The organism is Lactiplantibacillus sp. B652 (assembly GCF_023806745.1).
GTDB classification, from domain to species: Bacteria; Bacillota; Bacilli; order Lactobacillales; family Lactobacillaceae; genus Lactiplantibacillus; species Lactiplantibacillus pentosus.
The window spans coordinates 610,328-630,250 of the sequence record NZ_JAMSKY010000001.1 but is presented as its reverse complement, the minus strand read 5'-3'; the positions used below and the strand labels follow the sequence as shown (position 1 = coordinate 630,250).

Annotated in this window: 14 protein-coding genes; 3 read left to right on the top strand and 11 right to left on the bottom strand. The window is 45.1% G+C overall.

What is annotated here, in order from left to right:
• Window positions 1-5: 5 nt before the first annotated feature.
• The gene (locus MZO40_RS02680; protein WP_105961174.1) at window positions 6-1,295 is read right to left on the bottom strand and encodes a glycoside hydrolase family 125 protein; all 1,290 of its coding nucleotides are present in this window, start codon (window positions 1,293-1,295) and stop codon (window positions 6-8) included.
• Between the two features lie 147 nt (window positions 1,296-1,442).
• Between MZO40_RS02680 and MZO40_RS02675 the strand changes: the two genes are divergently transcribed.
• The 3 genes from MZO40_RS02675 to MZO40_RS02665 all read left to right on the top strand — a co-directional run bounded on the left by MZO40_RS02675 (window position 1,443) and on the right by MZO40_RS02665 (window position 5,096).
• Window positions 1,443-2,507 carry a substrate-binding domain-containing protein gene (locus MZO40_RS02675; protein ID WP_252133081.1) on the top strand — a complete coding sequence of 355 codons (1,065 nt, stop codon included), beginning with the start codon at window positions 1,443-1,445 and terminating at the stop codon, window positions 2,505-2,507.
• Between the two features lie 4 nt (window positions 2,508-2,511).
• Entirely contained in the window at window positions 2,512-4,665 is a 2,154-nt protein-coding gene (locus MZO40_RS02670; RefSeq protein WP_216681129.1) for a GH92 family glycosyl hydrolase, read from the top strand.
• A gap of 170 nt (window positions 4,666-4,835) precedes the next feature.
• Window positions 4,836-5,096 (top strand): type II toxin-antitoxin system RelB/DinJ family antitoxin, encoded by a 261-nt coding sequence (locus MZO40_RS02665; RefSeq protein WP_105920114.1) that lies wholly within the window; start codon window positions 4,836-4,838, stop codon window positions 5,094-5,096.
• A gap of 151 nt (window positions 5,097-5,247) precedes the next feature.
• Here the strand turns inward: MZO40_RS02665 and MZO40_RS02660 are convergent, their stop codons facing one another.
• The 10 genes from MZO40_RS02660 to MZO40_RS02615 form a co-directional block, all read right to left on the bottom strand.
• Entirely contained in the window at window positions 5,248-6,384 is a 1,137-nt protein-coding gene (locus MZO40_RS02660; protein ID WP_050338097.1) for an ABC transporter ATP-binding protein, read from the bottom strand.
• Between the two features lie 294 nt (window positions 6,385-6,678).
• Window positions 6,679-7,542 (bottom strand): ROK family protein, encoded by an 864-nt coding sequence (locus MZO40_RS02655; protein WP_252133080.1) that lies wholly within the window; start codon window positions 7,540-7,542, stop codon window positions 6,679-6,681.
• 89 nt (window positions 7,543-7,631) lie between these two features.
• Window positions 7,632-9,098, bottom strand: a complete 1,467-nt coding sequence (locus tag MZO40_RS02650; protein WP_252133079.1) for a helix-turn-helix domain-containing protein — start codon at window positions 9,096-9,098, stop codon at window positions 7,632-7,634.
• 16 nt (window positions 9,099-9,114) lie between these two features.
• Window positions 9,115-10,815: a histidine kinase gene (locus tag MZO40_RS02645; RefSeq protein WP_050338094.1), complete on the bottom strand. Its 1,701-nt coding sequence runs from the start codon at window positions 10,813-10,815 to the stop codon at window positions 9,115-9,117.
• Window positions 10,816-11,427, bottom strand: a complete 612-nt coding sequence (locus tag MZO40_RS02640; protein ID WP_050338093.1) for a YesL family protein — start codon at window positions 11,425-11,427, stop codon at window positions 10,816-10,818. It lies immediately after the preceding gene.
• Between the two features lie 74 nt (window positions 11,428-11,501).
• Window positions 11,502-13,127: an alpha-glucosidase gene (locus MZO40_RS02635; RefSeq protein ID WP_050338092.1), complete on the bottom strand. Its 1,626-nt coding sequence runs from the start codon at window positions 13,125-13,127 to the stop codon at window positions 11,502-11,504.
• A 93-nt stretch (window positions 13,128-13,220) separates the two neighbouring features.
• Complete coding sequence (locus tag MZO40_RS02630; RefSeq protein ID WP_050338091.1) at window positions 13,221-14,690, bottom strand: ABC transporter substrate-binding protein; 1,470 nt, start codon at window positions 14,688-14,690, stop codon at window positions 13,221-13,223.
• A gap of 90 nt (window positions 14,691-14,780) precedes the next feature.
• Complete coding sequence (locus MZO40_RS02625; RefSeq protein WP_021337442.1) at window positions 14,781-15,698, bottom strand: carbohydrate ABC transporter permease; 918 nt, start codon at window positions 15,696-15,698, stop codon at window positions 14,781-14,783.
• Window positions 15,699-15,710: 12 nt separating this feature from the next.
• A complete protein-coding gene (locus tag MZO40_RS02620; protein ID WP_050338090.1) occupies window positions 15,711-16,673 on the bottom strand; it encodes a sugar ABC transporter permease in 963 nt (320 codons plus the stop codon).
• 1,282 nt (window positions 16,674-17,955) lie between these two features.
• Window positions 17,956-19,806, bottom strand: a complete 1,851-nt coding sequence (locus MZO40_RS02615; protein ID WP_105961381.1) for a beta-N-acetylhexosaminidase — start codon at window positions 19,804-19,806, stop codon at window positions 17,956-17,958.
• Window positions 19,807-19,923 lie beyond the last annotated feature (117 nt).

The following is a 19,923-nucleotide window of genomic DNA, read 5'->3' as shown; positions in this document are numbered from 1 at the left end:
TTTAATTACCTCTCAATTTTGAATCCCAGTGTTGTCAGTAACAATTCGCAATACATCATATTGGCCCACGAGAACCACTCGCGAGTGAATTGAGTATCGTCATCCACGTTGAACGATTCATGCATCAAGTCCGTGCCACCAGTGGTCTTAATTAACGTCTGTAACGCAGCTAGCTGTTGGTCACGACTATTGGTCGTCAAGCCTTCCATGGCAATCGCAATTGGCCAAATGTAATGTGCTGGTGTGTGGGGGCTTCCTTGGCCCGCTGCCAAGTGACCGCTGTAATAATACGGATTTTCCGGACTCAACAAAGTCTGGCGAGTACGTTGATAGTTAGGATCCAGCAAATCACAATAGCCGAGGTACGGCGCGCTCAACAAGCTGGGAACATTACCATCGTCCATTAATTTGGCATGACCGAGACCATCCACTTCATACGCATAGACTTTTTCACCATTCGCGTTCGTGGTGTACCCATACGTTTCAATCCCATCACGAACTGCGGTTTGGAGTCGGCGTGCTCGAGCAACGATATTAGGATCATCTAGGACGCTACTGAAGATAACTTGTAGATAGTCCAAGATCACAACGGCAAACATGTTCGCCGGAATCAGATACCCGTACTCACACGCATCATCGCTTGGACGAAAACCGGACCAGATCATCCCGGTGTCCGCAACTGGCGTCCCCAGACCATCCCGTTCAAGTGTATCTTCAGGGCGATCGACAGTCCGCACAAAGCGGTATGGTGAGGTGGCATGATGTTGCTCAGTCTCAAAGGTTGTCAGCAGCCTTTTGACACCGGTTACAAAATTGTCATCGAATTGGGCAGTTACCCCAGTATTTTTATACAACAGATAGGCCAACTGAACCGGATAACAGAGTGAATCGATCTCAAACTTCCGTTCCCAAATCCACGGTCCCATCTCGGTCTGATCGGTCTGATGACCGTGTCCATTGGCCGTCTCGTTGAAGGCGTTAGCGTAGGGATCGATCGCCATATTAAAGAATTGGCGTTGAACGACTCGCGTAATTAAAGTCGCAATTGCGGGTTGCTCATGTGCTAGTGCCAGATATGGTCGAACCTGGGCCGTCGAATCGCGTTGCCACATTGCTGGAATATCACCGGTCAAGATAAAGGCGTAACCTTGTTCATCATCTGAAATCGTCGTCTCTAGTGTGTTCAAAAACGTCTTTTGAAAGACCGTCCCTAACTGGGGATCGATTGGTTGACTCAATTGATTGATCTTATTCACAAATTGTTGAACGTGCGAATCTACATAGTTGGTTGTCATGTTTTCACCTCGTAATTTGGTATATCATTTCAACTAATTATAGCATGTACACCCTGATTGTCTATATCAAATATCAACTAATTCTTCCCTTTTATCGTCAAAAATGATATATTTACACTAAACTTATTTGGAAGAAAGGAACTTTTGATGTCGAAATCTGAACCACGCTATTTAACCATCTATAATCACCTAAAAGCACAAATCACTGCCGGCACCTTAACTGCCAATGAACAGCTCCCGACTGAATTACAACTCGCTAAAACCTTTAATGTCAGTCGAATTACATCTAAACGGGCACTCACAGAGTTGGAAAGTCAGGGACTGATCTACCGTAAGCAAGGTAGTGGTAGCTTTGTACAACCAACTGTACAGACTGCAGCTAGCAAGCAGATTCTACTGGTCTTACCGTTTCCCACGGACGCTGGGCTTGGCGACTATGCCTCTGGTGTCAGCGCCGCTGCAAGCAAACACCACTATCAAGCCGTTACGATGGATCCAAGCAGCTTTTTTCAATTATCAACGCTTGAGATCCAGCAAAACTATGCGGGTGTCATTTATTTACCCCAAGACTTGTATCAAGAAGCTGAGCAACTCTTTAAGCTGAAGCTCGCACAGGTTCCAATCGTCATTCTTGATAAGACCCTGCCTGAACTAGCGCTCCCCGTTGTCAGTGCCGACAACTTTAGTGGTGGGCAAATTGCCACGAACCACTTAATTGAACTAGGCCATCAGCAGATCCTATTCTACGCACAACGGAATCAGACCGTTCTACCAAGCTCGGTCTATGAACGCTATTTTGGCTATTTACAGGCACTGCACCAACATCAGTTAAATCCGGTGGCGGCCTTGGCAGATTTGCCTAAACTGAACCAGTACAGTGCATCAGACTGGTTAACGTTCCTGAAAGACCAGAACATCACCGCCATCGTTGTCGAAAACGACTTGATTGCGATTAAATTAATGAATGAGTTACGTCAAGTCGACAATCAGATTTGGCAGCAACTTTCAATCGTTGGCTTTGATAACATTCAAGCAGCTAATCTGACTTATCCAACACTAACCACTATCGCTCAAGATTTTAAAGGGATGGGCAAAAAGGCAGTAGACCTATTACTAGACGCACCAATGACAACTGAAACAATCCGTTTACCCGTACAACTCATCACCCGTGATTCGACTCGACCATTGCAACCAGCATCCAAGGAGGATTAACATCGTGAAAATTGATCAAATCGATATTCGTCAAGGAACCGCCAATCGCCCCCAACGCTCCAACGGGAATTGCCTGCCGTATAGCGGCGTCCCGTTTGGGATGAACTACTTTACCGTCCAGACTAATGGCAGTGAAGGCGCGTGGTTCTTTCAACCAGATACCCCTAGATTCGAAGGCATCCGCCTGACCCACCAACCCAGCCCCTGGATTGGTGATTATTGCCATCTCCTACTCATGGGCGTGCAATGGCAAGATCCCAAAAGCCGGCCCGACTTTTCTGGAAACTACCGGCCAAGCGAAGCAACTTTTAATGCGCATCACCTCGCGATTTATGACGATCATTTTAACGTCCAAACTGAGTTAGTGCCCTCCACGTATGGCGCCATCATCCGCTACGATTTTCAACAACTGGAACTTGCTCACCATGGACTTATGATCCAACTACCCGACCAAGGCAGATTCACGTACACGGCAACTGGCGTCCAGCTAACTGTTAGCGACTACCACGGTGGCGAAGATCCCAACCTGACGATGTACATCGAATTGACTATTCCTGGCTTCGACCCAGCTAGTTCTGGCTTCTATGATGACCAGAATGGCTGGCACCAAGCGACGACCGGCGATGGCCATCAATTAACACTCTTGTTAGCAACAACTCAAGCAACCATTGACTGTCATCTAGCGACCTCCTACATTAGCGCCGAACAAGGTCATTTGAACTTATCACGCCTTTCAGCCGCCGATTTAACGTCGCTCAAGAATGTAAGCGCTGCACAGTGGAACGATTATTTGAGTCGTGTCACCATTCAAGATCATCATCCAGCGCTTGTACAGACTTTCTACACCTGCCTCTACCGCCTATTTCTGTTTCCACAACGGTTTTATGAACTCGATCAAGACAACCAACCCATTCATTACGATACCAAGGCACGGATGGCCAAACCGGGCCTGCTTTATACCAACAACGGTTTCTGGGATACTGCCAAGACGGTCTACGGATTGTTCTCAATCCTAGCACCAGAATTATTACCACGCTTCCTGCAAGGGTTTCTAACTAGCTATCAAGAGACCGGCTTCTTACCGCGGTGGCTCGCACCAGATGAACGGGGCATGATGCCTGGCAATCTAGTGGATTCAATTATCGCGGAGAGTGCTCGAAAAGGGATTGCACTAGATTTGATGCCGGAATTGTTAGCCGCAATGCGTGATAGCGATTCTAAACCTGCTCAAAGCGAACGCTATGGCCGCCAAGGCAGCGACGACTACGAACGCCTCGGCTATATTCCAGCGGACAAGTATCCTGAAAGTGTCAACTGGACCCAAGATTATTCCTATAGTGACTACTGTATTGGTCAAGTGGCAGACGTTTTAGACGATACAGCCGTTGCTGATACTTACTGGAAACGATCCAAACGCTACTTGAACCTATTAGACGCTGAATCTGGATTTCTACGTCCTAAAAATAGCGATGGCCAATTCAAGGAACCGTTTGTCCCAGATCGCTGGGGAAGCGACTACACCGAGGGCAGTGCCTGGCAAAATAGCTATAGCGCCTTTCATGATATTCCAGGGTTAATAGCCGCACTGGGCGGCGCAGAACGCTTCGATGCGCAACTCACTACCCTGTGCAATACACAACCAAGTTATCATGTGGGCGGCTATCAGATGGTCATTCACGAAATGAGCGAGATGGCGGCGATCGACTACGGCCAACTCGCGATCTCTAATCAACCAAGCTTCCACCTGCCCTATCTCTTCAGTTACGCTGGCCACCCCGAAAAAACACAGGTACTCATTAAACAATTACGCAAATTATTTGATGCTTCGACGACCGGCTTTCCTGGTGATGAAGACAACGGCTCCATGGCTGGTTGGTTCATCTTCGCCTGCCTAGGCTTTTATCCAGTTTGTCCGGCTGATGCCACCTACGTCCTGGGAATTCCAGCGTTTGACCACGTGACATTGCACTTGGCTGACCATGATATTCAATTAAATACAGCTAATAATCATGATCATAATAATTTTGTTCAGCATGTCGCGCTAAACGGACATGACTACTCACAGCAAACGATCACGCATCAACAATTGATTAACAGTATCACCATCGATGTTCGGCTCGGTCTAGTCCCTAATCATTCGACCACTGATAATCACTAAACCAACGAGTAGCTCAAATTTCAGCACGTACTTGTCGTTATACAATTCAACGTGCAGCTGACAGAGAAAACAGGATCACCATAGCGGTTGATCCTGCTTTTGTCATACTGAATAACCAAATAATATACAATGACGATCTTTCGTGGTACCTTAACGATGAAGTGAGGAAGATGCAATATGCTCAAGAACAACAAGCAACCGTCTCTGTTGAAGTCAACCCAACTGATAAGCAGCTAGCCAGCGAACTCTTTGATCATCTAGGACTCAGTCCCTCAACTGCGATCAACATCTTCATTAAGAAAAGTATCGCTGAAGGCGGCATGCCATTTGAGGTCAAGGACCCCTTCTATAACACAGCTAACCAAGCAGAACTTCAACGTCGTTTCAATAAACTTAATCGTAATCAAACTCAGGACAATAAGCTTGATTAACCAGTCCTGAGTGATGATAATGGCCCACCAAAAAAGTAGTATCGTCTGTAAGTTCGCAAACGATACTACTTTTTTAGTGATGCTGACTGCCACGAGTATCCAGTCATCGGAGTGGGGTTCTAATGATACGGCCATGGCAGTGGCGTACTGGCTAAGCCTGTTGTGTCGCCTCTTCTTCTTCGTCCAACATGATTGAGTTGTGCGTATCATTGTCAAAGAAGTGTGCTTTGTTAATGTCGAAGCCCATCTTAACCTTGGAGCCCGGTTGATGGAAATCTCGTGAATCCACATTAGCAACGAATTCAGTATCTCCAACCTGACTGTAAAGCTGACTCGTCGCACCCAATAATTCTGAGACGTTAATCGTTGCTTCCACCGTTGAGTCCGGCCACGTATCAATGAAGATTTCTTCGGTATGAATATCTTCAGGACGAATACCAAAGACAATATCTTTGCCATTATAGCCGCGTTTATCCAACACCTTAGCCATCCCTTCAGGAATCGTTAGCCGCACGCCTTTGTGGTCATCAATGACTTTATCTTGGTAATGAACCTTGAAGAAATTCATTGCTGGCGAACCGATGAAACCCGCGACAAACATATTACGTGGCCGATCATAAATCTCTGATGGCGTCCCAATCTGCTGGATTTCACCAACAGACATAACGACCACACGATCCGCCATGGTCATCGCTTCAGTTTGGTCATGGGTCACATAGATCGTCGTCGTATTCAGCCGTTGATGCAACTTAGCAATTTCGGCACGCATCGACACCCGCAACTTAGCATCCAAGTTGGAGAGCGGTTCGTCCATCAGGAAGATTGGTGCATCCCGCACAATTGCTCGACCCAATGCAACCCGTTGCCGTTGTCCACCAGACAAGTCAGCTGGTTTGCGATCCAAGAATTCAGTTAACCCGAGAATCTTAGCTGCCCGGTCAACCCGATCGGCAATATCGGATTTGTCATATTTTCGGAGTTTCAACCCGAACGCCATATTACCGGCAACCGTCATATGTGGATATAACGCATAGTTTTGGAATACCATCGCAATATCCCGGTCCTTTGGCGAAACATCATTCATCACTTTGCCGCCGATTTCTAAGACCCCTTGGGTGATATCTTCAAGTCCGGCGATCATCCGTAACGTGGTTGATTTACCACACCCAGAAGGGCCAACAAACACAATGAATTCCTTGTCTTTAATGTGCAAATCAAAATCATTAACTGAGTTTATTTCGGCATTTGGATAACGTTTATAAATGTGTTCAAGATTAATTTCAACCATGATAAATCCCAACCTTTCTTTCACTTATTAGCTTAACGGAAAGCGCATTCATTATGAATGGACATAGTATCTGAAAAAGACGTCTATTTCCGGCAACTTGCCCAAAGTTAGACGACACTTGCACATTAGCTTTTTCCTGCGCCTGTATCTGCGACCAAATCTGCTGTTATAGCCCATTAATCTTGCGTTTTTTCGACCGTTTTGGCGGATCCGATTCCAGAATAGCCAATTAAAGCCCAAAGTTGATATATCAACTTTGGGCTAAACTAAAACTTGATTTGATTTGATCGCTGCTTATTCAAGCAATGATAGCGCCAGCGCAAAATCACCCACCGTTGCCGAAGCGTTATCAGGGAAGTGACTATGCACGATTAGATCTGATGGAACTTGCACATAACCATTATTCAATTGATCGAAGTACTGGCGAACCTTCACCATGTCGGCGTCATTAATGACAGATCCACCAAAAATAATTTTTTCTGGCGTCAGATTAACATACGCATTGAAGGCCATTTGAGCCGCGTAGTAATCAATATAGTCAAATACTGGATTATCGCGCTGTAAATTCTCACCACGTTCTCCAGTTCTCGCTTCAATGGTTGGTCCGGCCGCAACACCTTCAAAACAATGGTTGCCATGGAACGGACAACCGCCTACAAAGTCATCATCTGGGTGCATCATCACCGGCGCATGGCCCATTTCAAGGTGTGAGCAACCACCGATAAACCGCCCATTCTGGATGGCCCCACCGCCAATTCCGGTCCCAATCGTGAAGTAAACTGCCGCATCCACATCCTTCGCTTCACCGGCAATATATTCACCATAAACGGATGCATTCACATCGGTTGTGAAATAGATCGGTACCTGTAACGCTGCTGTCAAAATACCGACAATGTTGGTCCCAGCCCAACCTGGCTTAGGCGTTGCTAGAATATGTCCGTAGTCAACGGTGCCTGACTTAATACCAATTGGTCCGAACGACCCTAACCCGATGGCGTCAACAGGATTTGCTTTAAAAAAGTCAATACAAGCGGCTAAAGTTTCATCCGGCGTCAGGGTCGGAATTCGCTTCTTAGCGACAATTTCATACGTTTCATCCGCAACTGCTAAAATAAATTTGGTCCCGCCTGCTTCGATACTACCTAATCTTGTCTTCATGATGATTACCTTCACTATTTCTATTAGATTTTTTGTCATCGGTGGTGCAACTATGAACGATTAAACGGTGTCAAATGATTGTTTTTGCATTAACAACTACTCAACACCCCAGCCTTCCGATAATCGCCAGGTGACATGCCCGTTTGCTTCTTGAACAACTTGTAAAAATAACTAGAATTTTGATAGCCGACCGTCTCGGCAATTTGACCAATATCCTGATCTGAATCGCGCAACAGATCAACTGCCACGTCAACACGATAATCGTTAAGAAACTGGGCAAAGCTACGGCCGACTTCTTGCTTGAACAATTGGCCCAGATATACGGCATTTAAATGTAATTCACTGGCCACCATTGCTAGCGACAGCTGTTCAGAATACCTAGTTTGGATAATGTGGCGCATGGCCACAACATTCCTTGAAAACTGTTGGTTTCCTTGTTGTGCCGCCAACTTAGCGACTCGTTGTAATTGGGCCTTTATTTCACTGACATCCGTGGCATGATTGATCATCGTAATCACGGCTGATTTATTATCAAAAGCCGTGAGCCGATCACTAAGCACTAGCAAGACGACTAGTGCAAACTGGCGGGCTAACAAGTCTGAAGCATTAGCACGTTTCATGGCTTCAAACTGTTGGGAAAGCCATGCGGAAAACGTGGCCAAATCAACGCCATCCAAAGCTTTCTTAACCTCTGAATAACTAGGCAGTGTCAGCGGCGTATCTTGTTGGGTATCGGGTAGCATCATCCGTAACCCAGCTGCGGTTTCAAAGAAGTATTGACGGGCAATTTCACGACGTAATTGTAAATAACGATTATGCAACTGAGTCTCATCTTGGATTGGAGCCCCAATTAGAAATGGTCGCCGCTCCGCACCAATTTGATGTGGCGCTTCATTAATAAAAATATTCAGCTGGTCCGTGGTTCCTTGGAAGATAATGATAAAATCCTGTCCTTCAACGTAGAAGCCTTTGACCGCATCTAAAATTTGTAAATAACTAACTAGATCCTTTGGTGGTAACGGGTTCAAGACACCAATCAGTCTGACAACCGTCGTCGGATCAAATTGAATACCTAACGCATCAATCAGCTGTTGCCGTTCCATCTCCTGATCAGTTGTCACTAACGTCCGCGTTTGCGTTTGAACAGCTAGCGATGCAATCTGGTGTTGCTGCTGTTGGGCTTGTAATCGATCTAGTGCACCATGTAGCGTTTCTAATAATTCGTCCGTATCGATTGGCTTTCGCAAATAATTAACCGCATTTTGTTGCAGTCCTGCGCGCACGTAGTCAAAATCAGAATAGCCGGAAATAACGATCAGTTCCATTTCGGGTCGAATCGCTTTCGCAGCTGCGACAAAGTCAGGACCCGACAGTTCCGGCATATTCATATCAGAAATTAAAATATCGACTGGATTGTCGTGTAAATACTTCAATGATAATTTTGGGTTCTGCTCGGTATTGATAATCTCTAACCCTAATGATTTCCAATCAACTAGCAGCTTCAGGCCGCGTAATAGCATGTATTCATCGTCAACCAACATTACCTTTCGCATCATTTAATCCTCCCCATGATCATTGATCATCAAATTGAATATCGACCGTCACACCCTGCTCACCGGCACTACTAATTGACATCTTAAAGCTGTCGCCAAAGCTATCTCGCAACCGCAAATAGACATTTTGTAGTCCGATCGATTGCTGTTGATCTTCTGCCAATGGTTGGCGTATTTTTTGATTGACTGCGGTTACGGCTGCTGGAGTCAACCCGCGCCCATTATCAACAATTCTGACATGCACTAGCCCGTTCTCCCGCCAGGCTTTCAAACTCAAGGCATTGTCTCCTCGTGAAAAGTTGACGCCGTGCACAAAATAGTTTTCGACAATTGGCTGCAAGCTGAACTTCGGAATTTCCACACCAGCAACATCCGGTGCGACCGTAAATTGATAGGCTAACCGATCAGGAAAACGTACTTGGTACAAGAAGACGTACTTCTCAATAAATTTAACTTCCTGCTTTAACGTTGTACGTGAGGATAAGTCCGTATTATTCCGTAATAACGCGGCAAAGCTATAGACCACATTGGCCAGTTCTGGTTGGTTGGCCTCCAAAGCAGCCATTCGGATGTATTCCAACGTATTAGACATAAAATGCGGATTGATTTGCGCTTGCAACGCCTTACGATTGGCTTCTTGTTGGGCAATCTGCAATTGGTAGATGGTATAAATATGTTGATGAATCTCTTCTAGCATGGCATTAATCCCATCCGCCAACGTATGCAAATCAGTCGGTCGTACATTCATTGGCACGCGCGCATCCAAGTTTCCATCCGAAACCGCTTGGACGGTATCAACAATTGTATTGAACTGATGCTGATAACGCCGAAATGTGAGCCATAGACCCACACTGAGTCCGAACAACAAAATTAAGCCTAGTAAAATCAGTGGCAGAACGTGGCCAATAATTAAGCGCCCCAATAACTGCCGATTGAGAACCGTGGTTACAGTATCACCGGAAGATAACCGTTTCTTCGTCACATGATAATTTTGCAACATCGTCGTATTATCAGAGGCTAGTGCGCGTTTTAAATCATGCTGTTGCTGGGTGGTGACACGTTTACCTGCAAAGTAGAAGATCTCATCATCCGCATCTGATCGCACCACAATCTGAAAAGGATCCACCGCCCGAATTTGAGCCAATTGACGCTTGAGCTCATGTTGATCAAAGCTAATACTCAAGACACCATCCGTCTCAAGCGTCGTTTGATTAATCAGCGGCGCATTAATCGCAAATTTTTGATGAACGTCTTTCGCCGAATACAGCGCACCGCCCGGATTATCCTGAGTTGCCACAAACACCTTGTTTTGACTCAATAGCCGCAGCGTTACTTGGGTCACTTGATCATGCTGAGTAAAAAACTGGCGCGATTCAGTCGGCCAGAAGAAATATGGACTCCCCGCAATACTTTTATCAATGGCATAATTACTATAATCTGAAATCGAGGAAGTAAAATATTTCGTGATACTCGGCAAGTTATTCGCTGAACTCGTAATCTGGGTGGCAAATTGCGCGGCAACCTGCTGATTTTGATTCAGCATTTGCCCAATTTGAACGACCGCCGTATTCTCAGCCTGATCAACTTCCGCATCATAAGTACGAATGCTCACAGCCACAAAGACGGTTGTTGCTAAAACAACCATCACCGAAATGATGGCTGTATATACCTTGATCAGATGCGCAAAACTAGCTTGCATGATATGATTTTTCAGCAACATCTAAGCTGCTCCTAACATCTTATCAATCTTGTCATACCACCGCTGCGACAACCGATCTGCGCCCACCATATAGATTCCAGGGCTCAAGAATAGAATCATTCCTGGCCATTTGAGTGAGACGATGATTAATACGATTGTCGCGATAATAAACGTCAATAACTGAACAAAATTGCTAAAAAACTGAACAATGGCTAGTTTCAGGCTATCTCGAAACGCGACATCGTATCGTGATCGTAGCATTACCGTAAAAATCGATAAGCTAAAGTCGAAGACTAAAGCGGCAACAATGATGAACTGAACGAAAAGAATCCAAAAGGTGTGAATCGATAAACTCAAATATAAGTTATAGGCAAGAATCATCCCAATTCCTAGGAATAGCCAGGTGTGTAAATTAATTGACCAGAAGTTCTTTTTAAACCGGTGCCAACCTTCTTTGAAACTATAAGCGCGATAATCCCATTGTTTATCCATATGCATTTCAGTGACGGTTCGAAATGCCGGTCCCACTCCCAACACGATTAAACCAGCAATGGCATAAATCCAAAAGTATACCGTCATTATCAGAAAAATGAATACTCGTGTGAATATTTTATCTGCTGCACGTCCAATCATTAACAGTTCCCCCTATTTCTCGAATCTACTTGTATAGTACCAAAATTCATTTATTGATAATAGCGTTTCCACTTTCAATTAAGCGCGACAATAAACGCTTCATATGGTCGTAAAACCGTCTGGCCTAGTTGTCCTGGACCATCTGGATAGTTGCTGATGACCAGTGTTGACTTGCTCTGAGGCAGCTTAACACTGACAGCTTGCGCGCTATAATTACCGCAAACCAACCATTGTGTCTGTTTCCAGGTCCGAGTGTAAGCCATCACGGATGCAGGCATCGCCGGCAGTGCTTCAAATTTGCCGTTCTGCAAAACTGGTTCCTGATGACGTAGCGCAATTAATTGTTTGTAAACCCACCATAGCGATTGGCGACGCGCTTGTGCCGAGGCAACGTTGATTTCGCGATAGTTCGGATTAACTGAAAGCCAAGGTTGAGTCGTACTAAACCCCGCATAGGGATCATCATTCCACTGCATTGGTGTCCGGGCATTATCTCGATTGAAGACATTAATTTTCTGCATGGCCGTATCAGCATCGTCGCCCCGTTGCCGCAATTGACGATAGATTGTCCGCGCCTCCACATCGTCCACTTGATCGATCGAATTTACCGGACAATTCGTCATGCCAATTTCTTCACCTTGATAAATGAACGGTGTGCCTTTAAGGCCGTGTAACGTAATCGCTAACATTTTTGCGCTTAGCTCACGTTGCGGTCCCGTCGTACCAAATCGTGACACGGCCCGTGGCAAGTCATGATTGTTCCAAAACAAGCTATTCCAGCCATGGGTGGCCATAGTCGTCTGACACTCATACAAGGCATTTTTCAACCGTTCGACATCCAAGGGGCGTTCTTCCCATTTGTCACCGCCGATGCGTCGGTCGGCCCACAAATGGCCAAATTGAAAGGTCATACTTAATTCTTGATGCCGTTCGTCACTGTAGCGTAACGCGTCTTGTGGGCTTGCACTCCAAGCCTCACCAACTGTCAAGAAATCACGATCTGCCCATGTTTGACGATTCATCTCATGCAGATATTCGTGAAGCCGCGGTCCGTTAACCAACACCTTATTCAGCGGTTCCTTAGCAATCATATCGATGACATCCATCCGAAACCCACTAATGCCCTGATCAATCCAAAAGTTCATCATCTGATAGATGGCCTGCCGTAGCTTTGGATTCTGCCAGTTAAGGTCGATTTGTTTTTCGGAGAACAAGTGCAAGAAGTATTGTTCGGACTCGGCATCCCACTGCCATGCAGAGCCACCAATAAATCCAGAGGTCAGATCGTTAGGGACATGGCCGTCAACCGGATCCGCCCACACATAGTAATCACGTGTTGAACGATCAGAACCCTGCCGCGCACTAACAAACCACGGGTGTTCGTCACTAGTATGATTGACGACTAAATCCATAACGATTTTGATATTTCGCTTTGCTGCTTCACTGATCAATCGTGTCATATCAGCCATCGTGCCATATTCCGGATTAATCGCTTGATAGTCGGAAATATCATAGCCATTGTCCGCATTGGGACTCTGATAGACTGGACTCAGCCACAAAGCGTCTACCCCCAGTTCTGCGAGATAATCCAACCGGCTGATAATTCCAGGAAGGTCACCAATGCCATCACCATTACTATCTTGAAAACTTCGCGGATAAATTTGATAGACCGTTGCACGTTGCCACCAATGTTGTGTCATGTCATTGCCCCTCCTTCTTGTGTTCTCGCGCTATGTAGTCAAAGAGGTCGTAGTGCCCGGCACCCGACCTCTTTGTGGTAAATGATTTAAGTGTTATTGCTTAGCTAAGAAGGCATCATATTGCTTCTGTAATTCCTTCTGAACTTTGTCATAACCAGCAGCCTTGAGTTCCTTGTCCATCTTCTTAATCGTTGGTACTGGGTCGGCAGTCCCCGTATTTAAGATATCGAGATACTTACTCATCACGTTGGATAAGTTCGTAATTTCGGTCTTCAATGAACTTGTATCTGGGTTAAAGCCTAATGCTGCAGAGGTCTTCGCGTCCTTAATGGACTGATCACGCTTCTTAATCATCGCTTCAGTTGTAGAATCTTGAGTATAAAGATTCTTGTTATTACCCATCATCCAAGCACCAATGAACGTGTTTGGTTTGTACTTGCTTGTAATCTTGATCTTACCCTTAGCCTTGTCTGTGAAGTTCCACTGAGTCCCTTCAAGACCCCAAGTAATATTGTTGAGTAAGGTCTTGTTCGTATTCAGTAAGTTCAAGACTTGCATAGCTTCCTTCTTATGCTTGGAAGTCTTGGAGATTGTCCATACCGCAACTTGAGCTTGGGCTGAAGACTTGTAAGGATCCGTAACGGCCTTGGACTTCATCTGCTTGCCACCGGCGTTTCGAATCAAGGTTGAATCGCCATAATCGAATGGTCCTTGGGTTTCTTGACGAACGAACCAAGTGTTATCTTGCAAGTTGTATTGCGTGCTTGATGTTGCTGCATCCTTAGGAATATAGCCCTTTTGATAGTAGCTGTGGAGGGTCTTTAAGATCCCTTGCATCTCGCTAGTATCGTAAACATTCACGACTTTCTTATTTGCGCCACTAGAATCAATTGCGAATGGCAAGCCGTTTCCTAATGGGAAGTCCATGTGCTTTGGTGAAGCCCGGTAACCTTGTCCAATTGCGAAAGCTGCTACCCCAGGCTTTTCTTTATGGAACTTCGCCAGCGCTGTTTCCATACTTGCATAAGAATCAACATCGTTAATGTTAATGTTGTACTTCTTCAAGAAGTCACCATTAAACGTCAACATGTTTTGCGCATAGATGTTGGCATTAACTGGGAAGCCGTATGTCTTGCCCTTAATTTTCAGCCCTTTCCAGTAGGCTGGATCAACTTGCTTGTATGCTTTGTTAGCAACGCCGCCACTCTTAAGTTCGCTATCCATGTCGGCATAGGCACCCTTAAGGGCATTCGAAGTATAACTCTGGGCGAATGCCAAATCGTAACCGCTACCAGAAGTAACCATAACGTTGTATTTCTGTTCGTAATCGCCCCAGCCAATGAAATTCATCTTTAAATTGATATTCTTGTAAGTTTTATGAATTTCCTTGTTGGCACGCTTGATCATTGCGTCATAGTTCTTCGGCTTGTCACCCGGCATATACATATTGACGGTAGTGGCCTTACTTGATGAGTCACTGCTGGACTTACCACAACCGGCTAGTGCAACCGTTCCAAATGCCACGGCACTAACCAGGGCAGCGCCCTTTACAAATTTGTTCATAGCTGTTCTTCCCCCTCGGAAAAGTCTCTTTTTTAGTTACTGAATGATACCCCGAACAGTTTAATTGAATTGAATATCCAAGTCTGATAATTAACCCTTAACCCCACCAATCGTCATTCCTTTGACAAAGTACTTCTGGAAGAATGGATAGGTTAAAGCGATTGGTAATGTCGCAACGACAACGATGGCGAAACGCATCCCTTCACTTGGAACGCTGACAGCACCTGAAATTGCCCCGTTGGCCTGCATATTTTGTGTCATATACTGAATATTATTTGAGATCTTGATCAGCAAGTATTGTAATGGGGTGACGCTATCCTTGTTAATGTACAGCAAGGCGTTCATCCAGTCATTCCAATACCCTAGTGACGTAAACAGACTGATTGTGGCAATCCCTGGAATTGCGAGTGGCACCACGATACTTCTGAAGATCCGTAATTCACTACCACCATCAATTCGTGCAGATTCGATAATGGCTTCTGGAATAGATGTCTTAAAGAATGTCCGCATAATCAGAACGTTGTAAACCCCAAAACTCATTGGCAAGATCAAGGCCCAAATATTATCTTGAAGTCCTAACATCTGCGTCACAATCAAGTAAGTTGGCACCATCCCAGGAACAAACAACATAGAGATTAGTGCAAAAATCGTGAAGAATTTAGCATAAGCAAAGTCCTTACGAGAAATTGCATAGGCATAGGTTGAACTGAACAAACTATTCATAATCGTCCCAACAACCGTTACAAAGATCGTAACACCTAATGAAACTAATACTTGATGGCCCATTTTGGACAAGTATTGATAGCTCGCGAAGGTCCAGTGTTTCGGCCAGAATTGATAGCCGTACGTCGTAATATCCGATTCTTGCGTCAGCGATAAGATAATGATGAAGAAGAATGGCAAGATACACGACAAGGCAAAGATTGCCAGAAAGATGTTGAAAAACAGGTTGGCGCCAGGTCCGAACTTGCGAATTTCAACGGCTGAAATATGTTTCTTTTTACGCAATGACGGCACCCCCTAAAATAATGCTGATTCTGGTTGTTTACGCCGAACCACCCAGTTACATATAATAATTAACAGTGCCCCAACAACCGATTGCATTAACCCTGCAGCAGTCGACATCCCAATATCATTGGTGGTCGTCAACGCCCGGTAAATATAAGTATCGAATGTCTGGGTCACATTAATCAGTGTTCCTGATGAACGTGGAATCAGATAAAATAGCCCGAAATCACTACGGAAGATCCCCCCGATGTTCAGGATTAACATTAACGTCGCAACTGGTAAGATATGTGGTAGCGTCACGTTTTTGATCTGTTGCCACTTATTGGCCCCATCCATCATCGCAGCATCGTAGTATGACGGATCAATCCCCATCGCGGTTGCAAAGTATAGAATACTATTGTATCCAATTCCTTTCCAAACCCCTAAGAAGATAATGATAAACGGCCAGACCCACGGTGTATTATAAAAGTCCATTGGCGTCCCACCAAAAGCTTGGATGATATGGTTCAAAATACCTTTATCCGTACTCAAGAAGGCGTATACGAAGTAGGCCAAGATTGCCCACGATAGGAAATATGGAAATAGCATCGACGTCTGATAAACTTTTAACAGCCGTTGGTTTCGCATCTGACTCATGACGACTCCAAAGAAGATGGCAAAGAAAAAGTTAAGCAGTAAGAAGGTCAAGTTGTACCCAACCGTGTTACGTAACACGATCCAAAAGTCTGCCGATTTGAAGAAAAAGGCAAAGTTCTGAAACCCAACCCACGGACTATGCATCACACTGTAGATGAAGCCTTGATCCGAGTATTGAAAGTTTTGAAAGGCTACAACGTTAGCCAATACGGGAATGTAGAAGAAGATAATTAAGAATAGCGCACCTGGAGCAACCATGAGCAAGAATACGCGGTTATCCCATAAACGCTGGAAGAAATTACGCTTCTTGACGATTGGAACTACGGCATTTTGTGCCATCGGTTCTCCCTCCTTTCATTATTACACTTGTTATAGTAACCGCTTTCTTGAGCACCAACAATCAACTAATTTAAGGGATATATTCACAAATTCAAGATTTCTTCAAAATTAGGTATAATCTCGCCCACAAAAGCAACCATGCGGTGTTAACTGCGCGAATTAAGCTATGCCTATTACACCGATCACGCTTTGTGCTCGTTATTCTGTAGCATTAAAGATGATTAAATCATGCCAGTTGATGGATTCCTGTCCGTCAGCCGGTGATCTCCTATTCCGACCTCCGGGGCTGGCTGACAACGCTGGAACAGGGCGGACATCGATTTGAACTCACGCAGAAATTCACTGCGCAATTTCAAATACGAGTCTTCTTCTAGCCCGGGAAGACCACCCGGACAAGAAGAACTTCGCCTTTGAGCATTGTCAGCCAGCCCCTCCGGTCGGGAAGCCGCTCGAATGGCGGATGAACGGCCACCTAACTAGGTACAATTGACCACTGAATATTAGAAAATAGATCCTTCGATCAAGCTTTTAGTCGATATTGATGATGCTTTATGGCATTTTAGTACTGAGAAAATTACTGAATATGATTCACCAATTCAATGGACACTAGTCTTGAAATTGTTCGATAAAACTACCTTCGTTTATAATTTGGGATTGTGCTATATCAAACGACTAAAGAAAAATTCTGACAAGTTCAGTGAAGCTGTTTGTCAGAAGCTTTAGAGCAGAGTGAGGAACTTTAGCTATCATTGGAAACCAGTCTGATAGTTGAATGACAAAATGACTGTGTACCAAGAAACCAACGACTAATCCAATAAAAAGTTGGGCCCGCACGTGTCTGCCTTTCGAATACCATCCCCGGCTGGAGGGCGTTTCTGACAATGCTCAGCGATGAAATTCCACCTAGCAAGCGTTGTGTGCTTGGTTAGTGGAAGACCAGTATTTAAGACGTGGGTTGTCGGCTTAAATCTGTGTCCATCGCGTTCCAGCGTTGTCAGAAATGCCTGGAAGCCGGTGTAGGACGCAGCCATAAAGCAGGTTTACGCTAACTCGCACTGTTTCCAGCGGCCTCAGCTGGCAGCTCTTGAATTTAGAAAATGGCATGATTTAATCATGATTCATAACAAATTAACTCCCACAATGCGTACCGATCATGTGATTTAGTAGATCCCACCGTACTTTTGGTACAAAAAATGAGCTCTCATCTGAGAACTCATTTGACTCGTCTTAGTTAAAGGCGATTATTCCTTCAACAAATAATGGGTGCTGTCGCCTATTTTTATTAAAATGATAATTCGCACGCACTGACAATTTCTTTGTAGAGACCATGCCCAACTAATCCATTGTTGCGTTTATCCATCGGTAACACTGGTTCATGCAATTCTGCCAGTTCATCACGGCCTGCCAGCCACTCGTCAATCCGCCAAATGACCGTTTCACAGCGCGTAATCTGACCACCCAGGCGAACATCAATAATTTCAAATCCATTGCCACGACGTTGCTGATGCCACAATAGTCGAAAATCAACCAGTAGTTGTTGCAGGGCTAGTTTACATGCTTTCACCGCAGCTAATGCACGGTGCGCCTGCCGACCATCAGCATCGGCTGCTCCTAACGCCGCTACTGCCTTTAACGCACGTTGTTTGACTAGTACGGTCTGCGCTAGCTGATGATAGAATGTCACGGTGAGCCGGTTAGCGGCCCGTACCTTCACCTGATCAAGCGCATCAATTAACTGTTGATACTGACCTTCAATATCGATTGGGGCTAGATTGGCCCGATAACGTTGCAACATCAGATCTTCGTACAAGACAATCTTGCTCACATTATCTGCATCAACGTTGACCGTTTTAGTGAAATTATCAAATTGATCTAATAACCGATAAAAGGCCGGCTGCTCTCCTTGCGTCAATTGGTAAGCTTCGTCAATAACCTCTGGCGTCACATCATCGTGATACTGATAAGTGGCGAACGCCTGTAGGCCATACCAAGCTGCACTCACTGGCACTTCAGCCCCATCATCAAACCACATCGTTGCCACAACTTGTTCGATTTGACTTGCTTTAGCCGCTTTCAGGCCAGCATCAATCGTTGCTAACATTTTACTTTGATTTGGCGCTAGTGCGCTCCAGGTCCAGATTCCGCCGGCAAATGCGACATCATCGCTGAGTTCAAAGTGTTGAGCAAATCGATCTCGATAGGTCTGCTCGTCCTCATGATAGTAATCCCAATAGACTTGGCCAACTGGTGGCAAACTTGCTTTGAATGCCGAATCAAAGTGGACATCTGGATCGTACATTTCATGCTTAGCGGACGCAAACGTAAACCATAAATCACTCCACATATAAGCCTGTAATCCTAGCTGTTGCGTTAATGAAACCACTAGCTTGAGCTGTTGAAGAATTAGCGTTTCTTGATCGGTAAAGCCATTTTGGTCTAAATACCGGCCACGCCCTAATTGATAGGCTTCATCCATTCCAATATGAATTTTATTAGTGGTAAACGGGGCACTCGCCGCTTGTAATAAGTGTGTCAAAAATTGGGTTGTTTCCGGTGCACCGACTAATAAGGTATCATCCGTATCCTTAACCGCCATATGCGCATCCCACTTGAGCGCATTATGCAAGTGCGCTAGCGTCTGAACTGCCGGAACCACGGTTACCCCAAATTTATCACCATAGACAGCAATTTCATGCAATTCAGATTGGCGATAGCGGCCACGACCACGGCCAAAGTACGGTTCTTCAGGAATTTCAAATAAATCTTCAAGGTAGAGCCATAGTTCGTTATAGCCCATGCTAGCAAGTCGCTCAATCATTTGTTTGACCATCGCGACGGTTGGTACCCCATTGCGAGCAACATCTAACATTGCAGCCAGCACTTTAAATCGTGGGCGTTGTTGAAGTTCAAATTGCGGTTCATTTTGGGCCCGACCACACAGTTCAGCGGCGCCATGCATTAAATCTGCGGTACTCCCATAAGTTAGCGTTGCTTGACCATCATGCCGTTGCAATTGCACCCCCGCGGCACCTTGCTGACACGTTACAACCAGTTCCATCGCCGAATTTAACGGTTCACAGACCTTTTGAACTGCTTGTAATTGGCTCGCATCTAGTCCTCGCCATACAATCATTGATTCATCCTCCTCAACTACTTCATTAGCCTGGTTTTCCAGAACTATTTTTTGATTGAAATATATCATAGTAGCATCATGCACTAAAGGGTAGCGCTTACATTAACGTATAAAGTT